This window comes from Cellulomonas gelida (genome assembly GCF_006538725.1).
Lineage (GTDB): Bacteria > Actinomycetota > Actinomycetes > Actinomycetales > Cellulomonadaceae > Cellulomonas > Cellulomonas gelida.
This window is the reverse complement of record NZ_BJLQ01000050.1, coordinates 1-18,373: the sequence shown is the minus strand read 5'-3', so window position 1 is coordinate 18,373 and position 18,373 is coordinate 1. Positions and strand designations below refer to the sequence as shown.

The following is an 18,373-nucleotide window of genomic DNA, read 5'->3' as shown; positions in this document are numbered from 1 at the left end:
GAGGGCCGGGACCACGACGGTCCCGGCCCTCGCCGCGTCTCCACCCCTGACACGCCCACCACCCAGCACCTGCTCCGGCCTAGGGGCGGGTTGGCCGGAGTGGGCGCTGGGTCGGGGTGGGGGTGGTGGGCGAGCCTGCGTGTGCTCCGGGTTGGGGGTGGGTTGGCCGGAGTGGGTGCTGGGTCGTGGGGGTCGACGTGGGGGCGGGGGTGGCGCAGGATCGGGGCGTGCAGGTGCCGGAGGTGGCGTCGCCCTCGACAGCCCGGCGGCGGGCGGTCGCCACTCGGCGTGGGCGTGGGCGCGGGTGGGGTGCAGTGCGCCGGCTCGTCAGGCTGGGAGGGGTCGGCGCGATCGTCGGGCTCGTCGGGCTCGGGGCGGGGTGCGGTGGGCTCGCGGTACCGCCCGACCCTGCCGTCGAGACGACGTCGCCGACCCCCCGCCTGCCGCAGCCGGTGCTCGCGGGGCTCGACGTCGAGCTCGCCCAGGCGCGGCTGGACTGGGAGCGCCGCGTCGTGCAGGTGCGGGTCGCGAACGAGTCGGGCGTCGACGTCACCGTGACCGAGGCGCGACTGACCACGCCCGGCGCGCAGGGGGTCGCGGTCAGCGCGCGCCCGCGCCCTGTGCGTGACGGGGTGGACCGCGACCTGTCCGTGGCGCTCGGGGCGGCGCGCTGCACCGACGAGCCGAGGCGCGAGGTCGGCACGCGCGGTGCGGTTCCCGGCTCACCCGACGGAGCCGCCAGCAGCTCCGAGGGGGGCGACGCCTCGGCGCTCGTCGAGCTCGACGTGGTCGACGACGCCGGGCGGACGGGGACGTGGCGCGGGGTGCCGGGCGACCCGAACGGGCTGCTCGCGCGCATCCACGGCGAGGACTGCGCCGCGGCGACGGTCGGGAGCGGTGCGCGGCTGACGCTGAGCGACACGGTCGAGCTCGGCGAGGTCGACGGGCGCACGGTCGGCTCGGTGACGCTCCGGCTCGACCCCGTGCCGTCCGGGCCGCGCGTGCAGGTGCTCCAGGTCGACGGGACGGTGCTCCTCACGCCGTTGGGTGGAGCGCCCTCGTGGCCGGTGCAGCTCGACTCGTCGGACGGGCCGGCTGAGGTGACGCTGACGTTCGAGCCGGCGCGCTGCGACCCGCACGCGGTCGCCGAGGACAAGCGCGGGGTGTTCCTGGGGATCCGGACGCGCGTCGCCGGCGGCGATCTGCCGGTGTTCTTCCTGACTCCGAGCGACGAGCTGCGCGGGGCGGTCCACCGGTTCATCGGCACGGCGTGCGGGTGGCCCGACTCCTGAGCGACGGGGGTGTGCCGGGTACCGGCGGGTGCTGGAACGCATGTAGATGGACGCGCGTCCACCTTGACACGTGTCCATTGTGTGCGCGGGAGCCATTTGTGCGCCGATTCCGCCACGTCGGAGCAACCGCTGTCTCACGGGGGCAGCGCTGGCGTTGACCCGATATGTCCGAACCTCTAGCGTTCGTGCTGCGCTCGTCGGCGAGAGCACGTCCCCGTACTGCAGGACGCGCCCGGCGGTCGGGCCGTCCTCATCGTCGTCCGCGCTGACCTGTGCAGATGGACGGCGACGGGTGGTGGCGGTGCGGCGGATCGTCTCGGGTGACGGGCGCTCGTCGAGTGTGGCGCGGCGTCTCGCGGCACCTTCGCCCGTGACGCGCACTAATAGCGATCTCGATCCGATTCTGGGAATACTCCACATGCCTTTCTTCGCCCTGTCCGGCGGTCACGTTCCGCGCCGTCCGAACCAAGCCCTCCGCGCTTTGTTCTGGCCCCGAACAATGGCCGACGACGGGTGCGCACGGCTCGTCACGCGGTCTGCGCACGAGGGCGGGACGGCGTGACCGCGCTGCAGGACGACCGCCGCGTCGACGCGCCCGCGGAGCCGGTCGCGGCGAGCCGCCGGGCGACCGTGATGGACCTGTTCCGGTTCGTCGGGGTGCAGCGCGGCTTCGTCGGCGTCGTGCTCGGGCTCGGCGCCGCGACGGCCCTGACGACCCTCGCGCAGCCCGCGCTCGTGGGCCGCGCCCTCGAGCGCGTCGCGGCCGACGAGCCCGTCGGGCGCCTGCCCTGGGTGCTCGTCGCGGTCGTGATCTGCGGCGGGGTGCTCAGCGGCATCCAGCACTACCTGGTGCAGCGCACCGCGGAGGGCGCGGTCCGCTCGGCACGGCGTGACCTGGTCACGCACCTGCTGCGGCTGCCCGTCGCCGAGATCGACCGTCGGCGCACCGGCGATCTCGTCGCGCGGGTCGGCAACGACACCAACGTGGTGCGCACCGCGCTGACGCAGGGCTTCGTCGAGAGCATCGCCGGGGTGTTCACGCTCCTCGGCGCGATGATCGCGATGCTGCTGCTCGACCCGATGCTGCTCCTCGTCGCGTTCGCCGTCGCGCTCGTCGCGGTCGCGTGCGTCGCGGCCGTCACGCAGCAGCTCGAGCGGTCGAGCCACGGGCTGCAGCGGGCCGTGGGCGAGCTCGGCAGCGCGACCGACCGCGCGCTGCGGAGCGTGCGCACGGTCCGGGCCGCGAACGCCACGGAGATCGAGACCGCGCGCGTCGTGCGCCGTGTGGACAAGGCGTGGAAGGTCGGTCTGGACGTCGCGTGGGTGACGGCGCTCGTCTCGCCGCTGTCGAGCATCGCGACGCAGGTGTGCTTCCTGGCCGTGCTCGGGCTCGGGGGCTGGCGGGTCGCGACGGGGAACCTCACGGTCGCCGAGCTCGTGCAGTTCATCCTGTACCTGTTCCTGCTGATCATGCCGCTGAGCAGGATCGTCGGGACGGTCGGTGCGGTCGGCGAGGCGCTCGGCGGGCTCACGCGGATCGGTGAGGTGCTCGACGTGCCGCAGGAGGACGAGGGCGCGACCCGGCTCGCGTTCTCGGGTGCGCGCCCCAACCCGGAGCTCGCGCTCGTGCTCGACAACGTCTCGTTCCGCTACGACGACGGCCCGGCGGTGCTCGACCGCCTCACGTTCGCGATCCGCCGCGGGCAGCGGGTCGCGGTCGTGGGGCCCTCGGGCGCCGGCAAGAGCACGCTGCTGAACATCATCGTCCGGCTCTACGACCCGGTCGCCGGGATCGTCAGGGTGGACGGGCAGGACGTGCGTGAGCGCACGCGGTCGCAGGTGCGCGCCGGAGTCGGGTACGTCGAGCAGGACGCGCCCGCGCTGGCCGGCACGTTGCGCGACAACCTCACGCTGGCCGTCCCGGCGAGCGACGACGAGTGCCGCACCGCGCTCGCGGACGTCAACCTCCTCGACGTGCTCGACCGCTCTCCGGCGGGGCTCGACGCCGAGGTCGGTGAAGGCGGCGTCATGCTCTCCGGCGGCGAGCGGCAGCGCCTCGCGCTCGCGCGTGCCCTGCTCGCGCGTCCCACGACGCTGCTGCTCGACGAGTCGACGTCGCACCTCGACGGCCTCAACGAGGCCCGTGTGCGGGACCTGATCGACCGGGTGTCGGCCGGGTGCACGCTCGTCGTCGTCGCCCACCGGCTCTCGACCGTGGTCGACTCCGACGTGATCCTCGTGATGGACCGCGGCCGGCTCGTCGCCCAGGGGACGCACGAGGAGCTGCTGCGGACGTCGATGCTCTACCGGCAGCTTGCGCGCACGCAGCTCGTCGAGCACTGACGGGTGGCGCGACGCCCGCGGGCCGGGTGGAGGGCCGCGCGTGCGGTGTGGAACGCTCGCGTCTGGACCACGAGCGGAGGACGAGGGTGCAGCACCTGATCGTGATGGGCGTCGCGGGCTCGGGCAAGACGACGGTCGCGGTGCTGCTCGCGCAGCGCCTGGGCTGGACGTTCGCCGAGGCCGACGACTTCCACCCGCCCGCCAACGTCGCGAAGATGGCCGCCGGGACCCCGCTCGACGACGACGACCGTGCGCCGTGGCTCGCGACGATCGCGCAGTGGGTGAGCGAGGCCGACGCCGCGGGCCGCAGCACGGTGGTCACGTGCTCCGCGCTGCGGCGGGCCTACCGCGACGTGCTGGCGAGCGCCGCAGGCGACGTGCGGTTCGTGCACCTCGAGGGCGACCCGGAGCTGATCGGCGCCCGCATCGCGCAGCGCACCGGCCACTTCATGCCGCCCACGCTGCTCCCGTCCCAGCTCGCGACTCTCGAACCGCTGCGGGACGACGAGCCCGGTGTCGTCGTCCCGATCGGTGCGCCGCCCGAGGAGGTCGTCGAGCAGGCGCTCGTCGCGCTCGGGCTCGAAGGCGCTGCGGGCACCGACGGAGGGCTCGCCAGCGGGCGCGGGCTCGACGACGGTCACGCCCCGGACTGAGGCGCGTTCGTCGTCGTCAGGCGGACGGCGCGGCCGTGCTGCTGCGGACCACGAGCTCGGTCGCGAGGTCGATGCGCAGGTTCGCGGGCCGCGCACCACCGGCGATCTCCAGCAGCATGCGCGCGGCGGTCGCCGCCATGTCCGCGAGGGGCTGGCGCACGGTCGTCAGACCCGGCTGGACCCACTCGGTGACGGGGAGGTCGTCGTAGCCGACGACCGACACGTCCTCGGGGACCCGCAGACCCAGCTCGCGGGCCGCGCGGATCACGCCGAGCGCCTGGAAGTCGGCGCCCGCGAAGATCGCCGTCGGACGGTCGGGGCGGCTGAGCAGCTCGTGCCCGTGCTCGTACCCGCCGTCGACGAAGAAGTTGCCCCACCGCACGAGGCCGGCGTCGTACGACAACCCGGCCTCGTCGAGCGCGGAGCGGTAGCCGTCGACCCGGGCGCGCGAGCACAGCACGTCGCGCGGCCCGGAGACCACGCCGATGCGCCGGTGGCCGAGCTGGAGGAGGTGACGGGTCGCGGCGAGGCCGCCGGCCCAGTTCTGCGACCCGACGACCGGGACTCCCGCGGGCTGCTCGCCCGCGGTGTCGACCACGACGAACGGGATGGAGCGGCTCTTGAGCTGCGCCTGCTGGGCGGCGTCGAGCTCGGACAGCACGAAGATCACGCCGCGCGGGCGGCGGGCGAGCACGTCGTCCAGCCACTCCTGCGGGGGCCGGTGCTCGCCACCGAGCTCGGACAGCACGACCCCGACGCGCGCCGGGCCGGCGACGGTCTCGACGCCCTTGATGATCTGCAGCGCCCACGGCGAGTCGAGCTCGTGGAAGACGAGCTCGATGAGGCCGGACCCCGTGCCGGACGACGAGCGCCTGCGACGGTAGCCGTGCCGTTCGATGACCTCCTCGACCCGGGCACGCGTCGACGCGGCCACGTCGGCCCGTCCGTTGAGCACCTTGGAGACCGTCGGCACGGACACGCCCGCCTCGGCCGCGATCGCGGCGATGGTGGTCTGCGAACCGCGTCCGCCCTCGCCGTGCGGCTCGGTCGGGTCGGTCGCGACGGTCGTGCCGTGCGCGGGCGTGGCGACGTCCACGTCGCCGGACGCGCCGTCGTGCCCGGTCGTCGTCATGTGTTCCTCCTGTGTCCGGGGCGACCGTAGCACCGCCGGGTACGCCACACGCTCGGCTGTGCGGCGCGGCGCGAAGACCGCGCAACGGGAGCCGCCGCCCTGCCTGCGAGGATGGGCGCGTGCTCCATCTGGTCTACTTCGAACCGCGCATCCCGGGCAATACCGGCAGCGCCATCCGCCTGGCCGCAGGCACCGGCTCGACCCTGCACCTCGTGGAGCCGCTCGGCTTCGACCTGAGCGAGGCGAAGCTGCGTCGGGCGGGGCTCGACTACCACGACCTCGCGCACGTCGTCGTGCACCCGGACCTGGACTCGATGCTCGCCGCGGTCCCGGGCCGGGTGCTCGCGTTCACGACCACCGCCGCGCGCTGGTACACGGACATCGAGTACCGCGACGACGACGTCCTGCTCTTCGGCCCGGAGCCCACGGGCCTGCCGCCCGAGGTGCTCGCCCACCCGCGCGTGGTGGACCAGCTGCGCATCCCCATGCTCGTCGGCCGCCGCTCCATGAACCTGACGAACGCCGCGTCCGTCGCCACCTACGAGGCGTGGCGCCAGCTGGGGTTCCCGGGCGGCGCCTGACGCGGGACGTGCCCCGCGGCGTCGGATACCGTGCACGCGGCTTCCCGACGAGAGGACGACGCATGCTCACCCGCCCGTGTACTCGTGCGCGCACGCCGCGACGCGGCCGTGGCTGACGACCTCGTGACGACGTTCCGCACCGCACCCGCCGTCCGGCGCGCCGGGGTCGAGGACGCTGCCGCGCTGACCCGGCTGCGCAGCCGGATGCTCGCAGCGATGGGTGTCGACGGGCTCGACGAGCCGCAGTGGCAGGTCACGTGCACGCGGTGGTTCCGGGAGCGGCTGTCGGAGCCGACCCTCGTCGTGGCGTTCGTCGTCGACGGCGAGCTCGAGGACGGGACGGTCGGGCCCGTCGCGTGCGCGGTCGGCGACTTCCACGCGCACGCGCCCGAGCCGTGGAACCCGTCGGGCCGGCGCGGTCACGTGTTCAACGTGTCGACCGAGCCCGACGCGCGTCGTCGCGGCTACGCGCGGGCGTGCGTCGCCGCCGTCATGCGGTGGTTCCACGACGAGAGCGAGGTGACGCGCGTCGGGCTGTCCGCGACCGAGCACGGCCGGGCGCTGTACGAGCAGCTCGGCTTCACCGAGCCGCACGGTCACGAGCTGGTCTGGCGCATCACGCGCTGACCGGGCCGCACGCCCGCGAGCGGACGTCAGGTGGTGAGCAGGACCGCGCCCTCGGCGTCGACGCGGGCGTCGAACGTGCGCAGCGGCTGCGGGTCCTTGCCGACCGGGTCGAGGCACTCGCCGGTCTCCAGGTCCCAGACCTGCTTGTGCATGGGCGAGGTGATGGTCGGCCGGCCCGCGCGGTCGCCCACGAGGCCGCGGGACAGCACGTTGGCGCCGGAGAACGGGTCGCGCTGCTGGACGGCCAGCACGCGGTCGTCGGCGAGGCGGAACAGCGCGACGGGGACGCCGTCGAGCAGGGCGCCGGCCCCGCGCTCGGGCGTGAGGTCCGCGAGCCGGCAGACGACGGCCGACGACGACGCGGGCACGCTCGTCGTGCCGGTGGACGAGCCGGCGCCGGTGCTCATCGGGCCGGCGGACAACGCCACGGGGACCGGCTGGCCGCGACGCTCCTCGTAGGCGAGGTCCGGGTCGGTCGACGACGGGGCGTTGAGGTACGGAGTGAACGCGGCGAGCTTGGCCGGGTCGTCGAGCGTCGCGCGCCACTCGTCGACGTAGCCCTCGACGTGCCGCTCGACCTCGGCCTCGAGCTCGGCGCCGATGCCGTCGCGGTCGTCGACGAGGATCGCCCGCAGCTCGGCGAGCCCGCCGGGGAAGTCGGCGACCCAGGGCGCGGTGCGCTGGAGGCGGTCGGCCGAGCGGATGTAGAGAGCGAGGAACCGGTCGATGACCCGCACGAGCGTGTCGGCGTCGAGGTCCTCGGCCAGCAGCTCGGCGTGCCGGGGCGTGAAGCCGCCGTTGCCGCCGACGTACACGTTCCAGCCTGCGGCGGTCGCGATCACGCCGACGTCCTTGCCGCGCGCCTCGGCGCACTCGCGGGCGCACCCGGACACCCCGACCTTGAACTTGTGCGGCGAGCGCAGGCCCCGGTAGCGCAGCTCGAGCCGCACGGCCATGGACGACGAGTCCTGCACGCCGAACCGGCACCACGTCGAGCCCACGCACGTCTTCACCGCGCGCAGCGACTTGCCGTAGGCCTGCCCGGACTCGAACCCGGCGTCGACGAGCCGACGCCAGATCGCGGGCAGCTGGTCCTGGCGCGCGCCGAACATCCCGAGCCGCTGTGCGCCGGTGACGCGCGTGAACAGGCCGAAGTCGGCGGCGATCTGCGCGAACGCGAGCAGCTTGTCGGGCGTGACCTCTCCGCCGGGCATGCGCGGCACCACCGAGTACGTGCCGTCCTTCTGCAGGTTGGCGAGCAGGTGGTCGTTGGTGTCCTGCAGCGAGGCCTGGTCGGGCTGCAGCACGTGCCCGACCCCGAGCGAGGACAGGATGGACGCGACGACGGGCCGGCAGATCGCGCACCCGCGGCCCGTGCCGTGCGTGGCGACGATCTGCGAGAACGTCCGCTCGGTGCCCGTGCGGACCAGCGCGAACAGCTCGGCGCGGGACATCGCGAAGTGCTCGCACATCGCGTTCGAGACTGCGACACCGGCCTGCTCGAGCGAGACGTTGACGATCTTCGTCAGCAGCGGCACGCACGACCCGCACACCGTGCCCGCCTTGGTGCAGGTCTTGACCTCGCCGACGCTCTGGCAGCCGTGCTCGGTGACCGCGCCGCGGATCGTGCCTGCGGTGACGTTCGCGCACGAGCAGACGACGACGTCGTCGGGCAGGTCCGCGGACACGGGTGCGCCGCCGCCCTCGGGGGCGAGGAACGCGGAGGGGTCCGCGCCCAGCGGGCGGCCCAGCAGCGGCCGCAGTGACGAGTACAGCGCGATGTCCCCGACGAACACGCCGCCGAGCAGGGTGCGCGCGTCGTCGGACACGACGAGCTTGCGGTACGTCCGCGCGACGGGGTCCGCGAACGTGACCTCGAGCGCGCCGGGGGTCAGCGCCAGCACGTCGCCGAAGCTCGCGGCCTCGACGCCGACGCCCTTGAGCTTGGTGCCGTCCGGTGCGCGCGTGTACGTCCGCGGGCCGCCGAAGAGCTGGCTGACGACGACGTCGGCCATCGCGTTGCCGGGCGCGACGAGCCCCGCGCACTCGTTGTCGTGCGAGGCGCACTCGCCGATCGCCCAGATCCGCGGGTCCGACGAGCGGCACGTCGGGCCGACGAGCACGCCGCCGCGCTCGCCGATGCCCAGCCCCGACTCGCGCGCGAGGCGGTCGCGCGGCCGGATGCCGGTCGAGAAGATGACGACGTCGACGTCGAGGTGCTCGCCGCTCGACAGCTCGAGCCCGGCGACGGCGCCGTCGTCGCCGGGCAGCACCCGGGTCGCGGCCGTCGTCGTCCGCACGTCCATGCCCCTGTCCGCGACGAGCACGCGGAGCGCCTCGCCGCCGCCCGCGTCGAGCTGGACGGCCATGAGGCGGTCCGCGAACTCCACGACCGTCGCCGTCGCGCCCAGGTTCTGCAGCGCCGCGGCGGCCTCGAGACCGAGTACGCCACCGCCGACCACCGCACCGCGCACGGTCCGGCCGAGCGCCCGCTCACGGTCCGCGACCCAGTCCTTGATCCGCGTGATGTCGTCGAGCGTGCGGTAGGCCAGGACGCCGGGGAGGTCGGCGCCCTCGGTGCGCGGGACCCACGCCCACGAGCCTGTGGCGAGCACGAGGTCGTCGTACTCGAGCACCCGGCCCGAGCGAGTGGTGACCGTGCGGGCGTCGCGGTCGAGCGTCTGGACCGCGTCGCCCGTGACGAGCTCGACGCGCTCGTCGTCCCACACCGAGGGGTCGAGCGTCAGGTCGGCCGTCGTGGCGCCCGTGATGGCGTCCGACAGGTGGACGCGGTCGTAGGGGGCGTACGGCTCGTCGCCGATCACGGTCAGGTGCCAGTCGCCCTCACGAGCGACGAGCTGCTCCGCGAACCGGTGCGCCACCATGCCCGCACCGACGACGACCACGCGACCCGGACTGCGCTGCTCCCTCATGGCTGCCAGTTTTCAACGGCGCACGCCGTGCCTATCGGGCCGTACGGCCCACGCAACCTCACACCCGGCGAGGCGCTCGCGTGAGGTCCGGCGTGCGGCGTGGTCGGTGCGCCCGGGGCAGATCCGAGTGCCCAAACCGCCCGTGCGCTGCAGGTGCACTGTCTAGGCTCGACAGTCGGGCCCGGGGCAGGGTCGTGGTCGGACCGCCCCGCCTCACCAGACGACGAGGGAGATCATGGGTTTCTTCACCAAGGACACGTCCGCGCCGGAGCCGTCCGTGCTCGAGCCGCTCAGCCGCGACCGCGTCGCCGCGTGCCTCGACGCGCGCGGCCTGAACTACGGAGTGGACGACGACGGGGACATCGGCGGGTACTGGGACGGGCACGTCTTCTACTTCCTCGTCCTGGGGCAGAACGGCGAGTACCTGCAGGCGCGGGGCCGCTGGAACCGCAAGGTCGGCAGCGACCAGCTCGACGCCCTGAACCGGCTCGTCAACGAGTGGAACGCCACGCGCCTGTGGCCCAAGGGCTACGTGCGCGACGAGGACGGCGAGGTCGGCGTCTACGCCGAGCACACCGTCGACTACGAGCACGGCGTGACCGACCAGCAGATCGACCTGCAGCTCGCGTGCAGCATCGCGACGGGCCTGCAGCTCTTCGAGCACCTCGACGAGCAGTACCCGGAGCAGGCCGCGGCGGCGAAGGCCGAGCAGGAGGAGCGGGACTGAGCGTGAGCGAGGAGACCACCGCAGCGGGCCGGGCGTTCCAGGTCGACCTGCGCGGCGTCGTCGACCTGCTCGCCCGCCACCTGTACTCGGGGCCGCGCGTCTACGTGCGCGAGCTCCTGCAGAACGGCGTCGACGCGATCACGGCCCGGCGCGCCCACGACGAGGGTGCGCCGGGCTCCGTGCGGCTGCGCCCCGGCGACGACGGGTCGCTCGAGGTCACGGACACCGGCATCGGGCTCACCCCTGCGCAGGCGGAGGAGCTGCTGGCGACCGTCGGCCGGTCCTCGAAGCGCGACCTCGACCTGGGCCTGGGCCGCGAGGAGTTCCTCGGGCAGTTCGGCATCGGGCTGCTGTCGGCGTTCATGGTGGCGGACCAGATCGAGCTCGTCTCGCGCTCGGCGGTCGACGAGCAGGCGCCGCCCGTGCGCTGGGTCGGGTACTCCGACGGCCGGTACGACCTGTCCGTCCTGCCGCACGACGCGGACGTCGCCGTGGGCAGCACCGTGCGGCTGCGGCCGCGCCGGGACGCCGAGCACTGGCTCGGCGCGGACATGGTCGTCGCGCTCGCGCAGGAGTTCGGCGCGCTGCTGCCCGTCGAGGTGTCCGTCGAGGTCCCGCTGCCGGACGGCTCGGGGACCGCGTGGCGGCGCGTCAGCGAGCCGGTCCTGCCGTGGCGCGGCGAGTACGCCGACGAGGCCGCCCGCGACGCGGCGCTCACGGCCTACTGCGAGCGGACGCTCGGGTTCACCCCGCTCGCGCACCTCGACCTCGACGTGCCGCTCGCGGGGCTCTCCGGGGTGGCGTTCGTGCTGCCGACGGCCGTGCCACCGGGCGCCGCGAGCCGGCACCGCGTGTACCTCAAGCGCATGCTCCTGGGCGCGCACGTCGACGACCTGCTGCCCGAGTGGGCGTTCTTCGTGCGGTGCGTCGTCGACACCACGGTCCTGCGACCCACCGCGTCCCGCGAGCAGCTGTACACCGACGACGCCCTGCTCGCGACGCAGGAGGTGCTCGCCGGGCAGGTCCGCGCGTGGGCGGTAGCGACGCTCTCCTCGTCGTCCGCCGTCAGCCGCAAGGTCGTCGCGACGCACCACCTGGCCCTGCGCTCGCTCGCGCTCGTCGACGACGAGGTGCTGGACCTGGTCGCGCAGGTGCTGCCCTTCGAGACGACCGACGGGGCGAGCACCCTGGCCGACGTCCGCGGCGAGGAGGGCGAGGTGCTGTTCACGTCGCGCGTCGAGGACTTCCGGCGCGTGGCGCCGGTCGCGCGTGCGCACGGCATGACGGTCGTCAACGGGGGCTACGTCTACGACAGCGAGCTGCTCGCCCGGCTCGCGCGCCGGCCCGGCTGGCGCGCGCGCGAGCTCTCGGCCGGGGACATCGCGCAGGTGCTCACCCCGCTCGAGCCGCACCGCGAGCTCGAGGTGCTCGACCAGCTCCGCGCCGCGCAGGCCGTGGTGCAGCCGCTCGACTGCGAGCTCGTCGCGCGCAGCTTCGAACCGCAGCACGTGCCCGCGGTGCTCCTGCAGGACCGCGACGGCGAGTACGCGCGCGAGGTGCGCCAGGTCGTCGCCGCGGACGACGACCTGTGGGGCGGGGTGCTGTCCGGGCTCGCCGGCGACGCCCCGGCGCCCGCGCGCCGCCTCGTCGTGAACGACGCGAACCCCACGGTGCGCCGCCTGTTCGCCGCCGACCCCGCCGACCCCGTGCTCGCGGCCGGCGTGCGCTCGCTGTACGTGACCGCGGTGCTGCTCGCCGGAGAACCGTTGCGCGCCCGCGAGGCCGCACTGATGAACGACGCCATGAGCGTCCTGCTCGAGGCCGGCCTGGCCGGCGAGCAGGTCCGCGACGAGACGCAGGAGGACGTATGAGCCGCTCGCTGGACGACGCGAACCGGGAGATCGTCCGCGTGCGGGACATGCCGTACGGCGCGGCCCGCACGCAGGCCGCCGAGCAGCAGGTGCGCCTCGTCGAGGCGGAGGGTCCCGACGGCGCGCGGGCGTTCGCGCTGCTCGTCCTGATCGAGTCGCTCGTCTGGAACGGCGAGGTCGAGCGTGCCTACCTGCCGTTCACCAAGGCCGTGCGCTGGTACGACGAGCACCCGGAGCACTTCGACGAGAGCGATGCGCACGGGCTGTTCTGGTCGTTCAAGTGGATGGTCGGGCACCTGTCGGACTTCCCGAACGTGCCTGCGGCGCAGATCGAGGCGACGCTCGAGGACATGGAGCGCCGCTATTTGCTCGCCGGGCTGGGGCGGGACGCCGTGGCCCGTGAACGGTTCGCCTGGGCGCGCTCGCGCGGCACCGCGGACGCCGACGCGCTGTACGACGAGTGGGTGCGCACCCCTCGCGACGAGTACTCGCAGTGCGAGGCGTGCGACCCCGGCGACCGCGCGTCGTACCTGATCGGACGCGGCGACGTTGACGCGGGCATCCGGCTCATCGAGCAGACGCTCGACGCGGGCGTGACCTGCGCGACCGAGCCCGCCGACATGCTCGCGACCCTCGCGCTCGCGCACCTCGAGGCAGGCCGGGCCGAGGCCGCCGTGTCCGCGCACCGCCGGGCGATCGCCGCGCTCGCCGGTGCCGAGTCGGACATGGCCGGCGCTCGCGGGCAGCGGTTCGAGCTGCTGGCCCGCGGCGGCCAGCCGGTGCGCGCGCTGCGCGCCCTCACCGCGGACGCGCACCTCCTGCTCGTGGCCGACACCCCCGGTGACCGCTACTACTTCCTGCGCTACGTCGTCGCCGGCACCGCCGCGCTCCTGCCCGCGCACGCGGAGGCGCCCGTCGCCCTCGACGGCGTGCCCGCCACCGACGTCGCGTCGCTGCACGCGTGGGCCGTGGCGCAGGCGGCCGAGCTCGCCGCGGCGTTCGACGCCCGCAACGGCACCGACCAGTTCGCCCGCGGGCTCGCCGAGGCCCGCGCGACCCGGCCCGCGGACGTGACCCTGGACCTCGCGGTGATCCGTCCCGACGCGATCCCCGCTCCCGACGCCTCCGAGCATGCGGGCGGCGCGCGCGCAGACGACGTCCGGGCGCACGACGTCCGTGAGCACGACGTCCGTGAGCACGACGTTCGTGCACGCGACGCGGGCGGGACCGGTGCGAGCGGTGCAGGTGAGGCCGCCGTAGCCGAGACGCTCGCGGCGCGTGCCGAGCGGCTGGTGAGCTCCGGCGACCTCGTCGCCGCGGCCGCCGCCTGGCTGGAGACCGCCGCGCAGGCCGCCGCCGAGGGCCGGCTCGCCGACTCCGGCATCGCCACCGCCGAGGCCGCACGCTGCGCGCAGGAGGTCGGCGACGAGGACGGCGCCGCAGCGGCGTACCCCGGCGCGGTCGCACGGATGCGTGCCGGCGGGCTGCCGCCGCAGGACATCGTGCCGGTCGTCGTCGCGTGGGCCCCGATCGCGGTCGCCACCGGCACGACCGCCGCCGTGCTCGCCGCCGCGGACGGACTGCTCGAGGACCTGACCGACGTCCCGGCGAGCGGGGCCCCGCGCGCCGACGACCCCGGGCAGGCCGGTGCGGGCTCCGGTGCCGGCGCGGACGCCTCGGCGCAGGCGGCGGGCGCGGAGCTCGCGGGTCGGGTCGCCGCCGCGCGCGCCCGTGCCCGCGCGGACCTCGACGACACCGCCGCCCGCGTGCTCGCCTCGAGCGGGCCGGACCACGCGGCGCAGGCCGCGCACAGGGCCGCGCGTGCCGCCGAGTCCTACGCGGGAGCCGGTGCGGTGGCCGACGCGGCCCACGCCTTCTGGCTCGCGGGGCGGCTGCACGACTCCTTGGGCAACGTCGACGACGCGCTCTGGAACCTCGAGTCCGCCGTCGAGGGCTTCGGCATCGCCCGTCAACGCAACCAGCGCACCGAGGCGGCCTCGAGCCTCGTCGCCACCCTGCGCGCTGCCGGTCGCGACGACCGCGCCGAGGAGATCCTGCGCACCCTCACCACGTGACGCGGTGTCGGTGGTGGACGGCAGGATGACGCGGGTGGCTGACGACCTTCCTGAGCTGCTGCTCCCCGACGCGCGCGCGTGGCGCGCCTGGCTCGCCGAGCACCACGCCCAGCCGACCGGGGTGTGGCTCGTCCTGCACAAGAAGGGCGGCACCGTCACCGAGCTGACCTATGTGCAGGCCGTCGAGGAGGCACTGTGCTTCGGCTGGATCGACGGGCAGGGGCGGAGGCGCGACGAGCACAGCAGCTTCCAGCGCATGACCCCGCGCCGCGCGCGCAGCGTGTGGTCGGCGGTCAACGTCGAACGCGTCGCGCAGCTCGAGCGTGACGGTCGGATGCACGACGCGGGGCGCGCGCAGGTCGCCGCCGCGCAGGCCGACGGCCGGTGGGACGCCGCCTACCGCGGCCCGGCGAGCATCGAGGTGCCCGACGACCTGGCGCAGGCACTCGACGCAGTGCCCGCCGCCCGGGCGTGGTTCGACGTCCTGACGTCCGCCAACCGCTTCTCGGTGCTGCACCGGATCGGTCAGGCCAAGCGGGCCGAGACCCGGGCCCGGCGCATCGCGACGTTCGTCGCCGACCTCGCCGAGGGCCGCACCCCGTACCCGCAGAAGCGCCGCCCCACCGACTGAGCCCGACCACGCGACCCGCCGCCGCGCCCAGGCGCGCCGACGAGGTCGGCAGTCCCGCGCGAGGTCGGCAGTGGGGAGTGCCGATCTCGGTGCGGACTGCCGACCTCGTCGGGCGGCCGGGCGTCAGCGGATGATGCAGGTGCTGCCGTTGAGCGTCGCCGCGGTCACGGGGCCCGCCGTGCCGGAGCCGATGAAGCCGAACGACACCGCGTTGTGGTGCGCGATCGTCGCGTTCCAGGCGACGTTCTTCGCCGTGACGGTGTTGCCGGACTGCGTGGTCACCGCGTTCCAGGCCTGCTGCACGGTCTCGCCGTTGCCGAACTTCCAGGTCACGTTCCACCCGTTGACGGGCTGCATCGTCCCGTTGAACACGGTGACGTTGCCCTGGAAGCCGCCGGGCCAGGAGCTGACCACGCCGACCTCGATCTCGCACTGACCGTCCGGGACGGGCGTCGGCGTGCTGGTCACGACGGGGGACGGGCTGGTGTTCGGCGTGCCGGTGGGCGCCGGCGTGGGTGACGGGGTGGGTGTCGGCGTCGGGGTGGGCGTGGGGGTCGGAGTCGGCGTCGGGGTGGGCGTGGGCGTCGGGGTCGAGGTGCCGCCGCCGAAGTCGACGTCGACGCAGTTGTAGAACGACTCGGGGCTGTCCGTGCGCTCCCAGATGTTGAACAGCACGTGCTTGCCCGTCTTGTTCGACGGGAGGTTGACGTTCCACCAGTACTCGGGCCCGGCGACGCCGCCCTCACGCAGCGGCGGGTTCAGCACGCGGTCGAACGGCGCCGGCTCGAGGTCGTCCCAGCCGATCGGCTCGCTCGGGTTCCAGCCGGTCTTCGTGATCCACGTCGTGAAGTAGCCGGGGTGCCGCGCGACGGCCGCGTACTTGAAGGTCATCTGCTGACCGGGCGAGACCTTCGTCGTGGGCCACGCGGTCGACGGCGTGTTGTACGAGGCGAAGCGCGCGTCCGGCCCGCACAGCTTGCCGTCGGGGATGGTCTCGTGGCGGCCCGCGATCGTGCCGAGCAGGTTGCCGTACCAGTTGTAGAACGAGTAGTTGCCCTCGTTGGTGAAGGCGTTGACGCACGCGGCGTTGCGGGGCTTCATGTTGCCGGCCTCGCCGGCGGCGGCCCCACCTGCCAGGCCGTCCTGGTAGCAGGCCCACGTGCGGGTCGCGGGGTCGGTGAGACCTCCGTGCGCCTGCGCAGCGCTCGGGACGACGGCCAGTGCTATCGCTGTGACGACGACCGCGGCGAGGCCTCGCCCGGTCCGGAGGATGGTGCGGTGCCGTGTCATGTCGGATCACCCTGATTCATCTGCGCGGCTTCGTCGCCGCAGGACTGGACACCGGCGGGAGCGGTGTCCGTCCAGGCTGCGGACCGGACGACGACGTGGACAACCGGGCGAATCGTTTCCGGCAGCAACGACACGCGGGCTGCGGGGTTCGGTGCCTCAGCCGGCGAGCGTCGCCAGCACGCCCTCGCCGTAGCGGTCGAGCTTCGTCGCGCCGACGCCGCCGATGGTGCCGAGCTCCTCGATCGACGACGGGCGGCGCAGCACGATGTCGCGCAGCGTCGCGTCGTGGAACACCACGTAGGCCGGCACGCCCTGCTCCTTGGCCGCACCCGCGCGCCACGCGCGCAGCTTCTCGAACAGCTCGAGCGCGTCGCCGTCCAGGTCTGCGGCGGCCTTCGAGGTCGACGAGCCGCCGGAGGAGGAGCCGGACGACGACCGTCGTCGGGTCCGCTCCGGCTCGCGCCGCATCGCCACCGTGCGCGTGCCCTTGAGCACGTCGCCGGACGCCTCGACGAGCTGGAGCGTGCCGTAGCCCTCGGTGTCGACGGCCAGCAGCTCGGCCGCGATCAGCTGGCGCACGACCCCGCGCCACTCGGCGTCCGAGAGGTCCGCGCCGACTCCGAACGTGGACAGCTCGTCGTGCCGGAGCTGGGCGACGCGCGGGGTGCGCTTGCCGCGCAGCACGTCGACCACGTGGCCGACGCCGTACCGCTGGCCGCGCTGCGCCATGCGCACGACGGTGGACAGGAGCTTCTGCGCCGCGACCGTGCCGTCCCACGTGACCGGCGGGGTCAGGCACGTGTCGCAGTTGCCGCACGGCTCGGCCGACTGGCCGAAGTAGTTGAGCAGCTGCACGCGACGGCAGGACACCGTCTCGCACAGCGCGAGCATCGCGTCGAGATGCTGCGTGAGACGGCGCTTGTGCGCGGCGTCCCCCTCGGACGTGTCGATGAGCCGCCGGAGCTGGACCACGTCCGCGAGCCCGTACGCCATCCAGGCGGTCGACGGCAGCCCGTCACGCCCCGCACGCCCCGTCTCCTGGTAGTAGCCCTCGACGGACTTGGGCAGGTCCAGGTGCGCGACGAACCGGACGTCCGGCTTGTCGATCCCCATGCCGAACGCGATGGTCGCGACCATGACGATCCCGTCCTCCCGCAGGAACCGCGCCTGGTTGTGCGCGCGCACCTGCCGGTCGAGACCCGCGTGGTACGGCAGCGCCGAGATGCCCTGCCCGACGAGGTACTCGGCCGTCTGCTCGACCGACGCGCGCGACAGGCAGTAGACGATCCCGGAGTCGCCGTCGTGCTCGGCGCGCAGCAGCTCGAGCAGCTGCGCGCGCGGGTTGTCCTTCGGGGCGATCCGGTACTGGATGTTGGGCCGGTCGAAGCTCGCGACGAAGTGCTGCGCGTCCTCGAGCTGCAGGCGCTGCGCGATCTCCCGGTGCGTGGCGGCGGTGGCGGTGGCCGTCAGGGCGATGCGCGGCACGTCGGGCCAGCGCTCGTGCAGCATCGACAGGCGCAGGTAGTCCGGCCGGAAGTCGTGGCCCCACTGCGACACGCAGTGCGCCTCGTCGATCGCGAACAGCGCGACCGTCCCGCTGTCCAGCAGGTCGATCGTGTCCGGCACGTTGAGGCGCTCGGGTGCCAGGTACAGCAGGTCGAGCTCGCCCGCGAGGTAGGCCTCCTCGACCTCGCGCCGCTGCCATGCCTGCTGCGTCGAGTTGAGGAATCCCGCCCGCACGCCGAGCGCCGACAGCGCGTCCACCTGGTCCTGCATGAGCGCGATCAGCGGCGAGACGACGACGCCCGTGCCCTCGCGCACGAGCGCGGGCACCTGGTAGCACAGCGACTTGCCGCCACCGGTCGGCATGAGCACGAGCGCGTCCCCGCCGCCGACGACCGCGTCGATGATCTGCGCCTGGTCCCCGCGGAACTCGTCGTACCCCCACACGCGCCGCAGCACCTCGAGCGGCGTCCCGGTCGCCGCCGCCGCGGCCCGCACGGGAGCGTCCGACGAGCCCGCCGACGAGCGTCCCGAGGCCCCTCGCGACGGCGCACGCGCACCGGTCCGACGAACGCTCCCGACGCTCGCGGCGACCGCCGCCGCGAGCTCGTCGGAGCCCGCGTCGTGGGGCACGCCGTGCGACCAGGCGTCCAGGTCGGGCGGGGCGTCGTCGTAGAACGGGTCGAACGGCGGCTCGTCGGGCCACGGCTCGTCC

The 18,373-nt window shown here is 74.3% G+C and carries 13 protein-coding genes; 9 read left to right on the top strand and 4 right to left on the bottom strand.

Features of this window, described 5'->3' with window-relative positions; translation table 11 throughout:
• Nucleotides 1–314 precede the first annotated feature (314 nt).
• From CGE01nite_RS15400 to CGE01nite_RS15390, 3 genes are all read left to right on the top strand, one after another.
• Entirely contained in the window at nucleotides 315–1,292 is a 978-nt protein-coding gene (locus tag CGE01nite_RS15400; protein ID WP_141371618.1) for a hypothetical protein, read from the top strand.
• Between the two features lie 558 nt (nucleotides 1,293–1,850).
• Complete coding sequence (locus tag CGE01nite_RS15395) at nucleotides 1,851–3,635, top strand: ABC transporter ATP-binding protein (protein WP_229747504.1); 1,785 nt, start codon at nucleotides 1,851–1,853, stop codon at nucleotides 3,633–3,635.
• A gap of 86 nt (nucleotides 3,636–3,721) precedes the next feature.
• On the top strand, nucleotides 3,722–4,288 hold the full coding sequence (locus tag CGE01nite_RS15390; protein ID WP_229747503.1) for a gluconokinase: 567 nt from the start codon (nucleotides 3,722–3,724) through the stop codon (nucleotides 4,286–4,288).
• A 16-nt stretch (nucleotides 4,289–4,304) separates the two neighbouring features.
• On the opposite strand, the gene CGE01nite_RS15385 is transcribed toward CGE01nite_RS15390, so the two are convergent.
• Nucleotides 4,305–5,420, bottom strand: coding sequence for a LacI family DNA-binding transcriptional regulator (locus CGE01nite_RS15385; RefSeq protein WP_229747502.1), 1,116 nt, complete (start codon nucleotides 5,418–5,420; stop codon nucleotides 4,305–4,307).
• Nucleotides 5,421–5,539: 119 nt separating this feature from the next.
• Between CGE01nite_RS15385 and CGE01nite_RS15380 the strand changes: the two genes are divergently transcribed.
• Both CGE01nite_RS15380 and CGE01nite_RS15375 read left to right on the top strand, forming a co-directional pair.
• Nucleotides 5,540–6,001: a tRNA (cytidine(34)-2'-O)-methyltransferase gene (locus CGE01nite_RS15380; protein WP_048342472.1), complete on the top strand. Its 462-nt coding sequence runs from the start codon at nucleotides 5,540–5,542 to the stop codon at nucleotides 5,999–6,001.
• Between the two features lie 108 nt (nucleotides 6,002–6,109).
• The gene (locus tag CGE01nite_RS15375) at nucleotides 6,110–6,628 is read left to right on the top strand and encodes a GNAT family N-acetyltransferase (RefSeq protein ID WP_229747501.1); all 519 of its coding nucleotides are present in this window, start codon (nucleotides 6,110–6,112) and stop codon (nucleotides 6,626–6,628) included.
• A gap of 26 nt (nucleotides 6,629–6,654) precedes the next feature.
• Here the strand turns inward: CGE01nite_RS15375 and nirB are convergent, their stop codons facing one another.
• Nucleotides 6,655–9,561: a nitrite reductase large subunit NirB gene (nirB, locus tag CGE01nite_RS15370; protein WP_141371617.1), complete on the bottom strand. Its 2,907-nt coding sequence runs from the start codon at nucleotides 9,559–9,561 to the stop codon at nucleotides 6,655–6,657.
• A 235-nt stretch (nucleotides 9,562–9,796) separates the two neighbouring features.
• Here nirB and CGE01nite_RS15365 point away from each other — a divergent pair, with 235 nt between their 5' ends.
• The 4 genes from CGE01nite_RS15365 to CGE01nite_RS15350 are packed head-to-tail and all read left to right on the top strand — an operon-like array spanning nucleotide 9,797 to nucleotide 14,865.
• On the top strand, nucleotides 9,797–10,288 hold the full coding sequence (locus CGE01nite_RS15365; protein ID WP_048342471.1) for a type III secretion system chaperone family protein: 492 nt from the start codon (nucleotides 9,797–9,799) through the stop codon (nucleotides 10,286–10,288).
• A 2-nt stretch (nucleotides 10,289–10,290) separates the two neighbouring features.
• On the top strand, nucleotides 10,291–12,159 hold the full coding sequence (locus tag CGE01nite_RS15360) for an HSP90 family protein (RefSeq protein WP_141371616.1): 1,869 nt from the start codon (nucleotides 10,291–10,293) through the stop codon (nucleotides 12,157–12,159).
• A complete protein-coding gene (locus CGE01nite_RS15355) occupies nucleotides 12,156–14,234 on the top strand; it encodes a hypothetical protein (RefSeq protein ID WP_141371615.1) in 2,079 nt (692 codons plus the stop codon). The genes CGE01nite_RS15360 and CGE01nite_RS15355 overlap by 4 nt, the downstream gene beginning before the upstream one ends.
• Before the next feature lie 34 nt (nucleotides 14,235–14,268).
• Nucleotides 14,269–14,865, top strand: a complete 597-nt coding sequence (locus CGE01nite_RS15350; RefSeq protein ID WP_141371614.1) for a YdeI/OmpD-associated family protein — start codon at nucleotides 14,269–14,271, stop codon at nucleotides 14,863–14,865.
• 123 nt (nucleotides 14,866–14,988) lie between these two features.
• Here the strand turns inward: CGE01nite_RS15350 and CGE01nite_RS15345 are convergent, their stop codons facing one another.
• Together CGE01nite_RS15345 and recQ are read right to left on the bottom strand one after the other, a co-directional pair.
• Complete coding sequence (locus CGE01nite_RS15345; RefSeq protein ID WP_141371613.1) at nucleotides 14,989–16,155, bottom strand: lytic polysaccharide monooxygenase; 1,167 nt, start codon at nucleotides 16,153–16,155, stop codon at nucleotides 14,989–14,991.
• Nucleotides 16,156–16,311: 156 nt separating this feature from the next.
• A partial coding sequence (gene recQ, locus CGE01nite_RS15340) for a DNA helicase RecQ (protein ID WP_371857596.1) occupies nucleotides 16,312–18,373 on the bottom strand: 2,062 nt, incomplete at its 5' end.

What these genes read in the sequence shown, in the direction of transcription:
- CGE01nite_RS15385 (WP_229747502.1), bottom strand. Translation starts at nt 5,420, where the DNA reads ATGACGACGACCGGGCACGACGGCGCGTCCGGCGACGTGGACGTCGCC.
- nirB (WP_141371617.1), bottom strand. Translation starts at nt 9,561, where the DNA reads ATGAGGGAGCAGCGCAGTCCGGGTCGCGTGGTCGTCGTCGGTGCGGGC.
- CGE01nite_RS15365 (WP_048342471.1), top strand. Translation starts at nt 9,797, where the DNA reads ATGGGTTTCTTCACCAAGGACACGTCCGCGCCGGAGCCGTCCGTGCTC.
- CGE01nite_RS15355 (WP_141371615.1), top strand. Translation starts at nt 12,156, where the DNA reads ATGAGCCGCTCGCTGGACGACGCGAACCGGGAGATCGTCCGCGTGCGG.
- CGE01nite_RS15345 (WP_141371613.1), bottom strand. Translation starts at nt 16,155, where the DNA reads ATGACACGGCACCGCACCATCCTCCGGACCGGGCGAGGCCTCGCCGCG.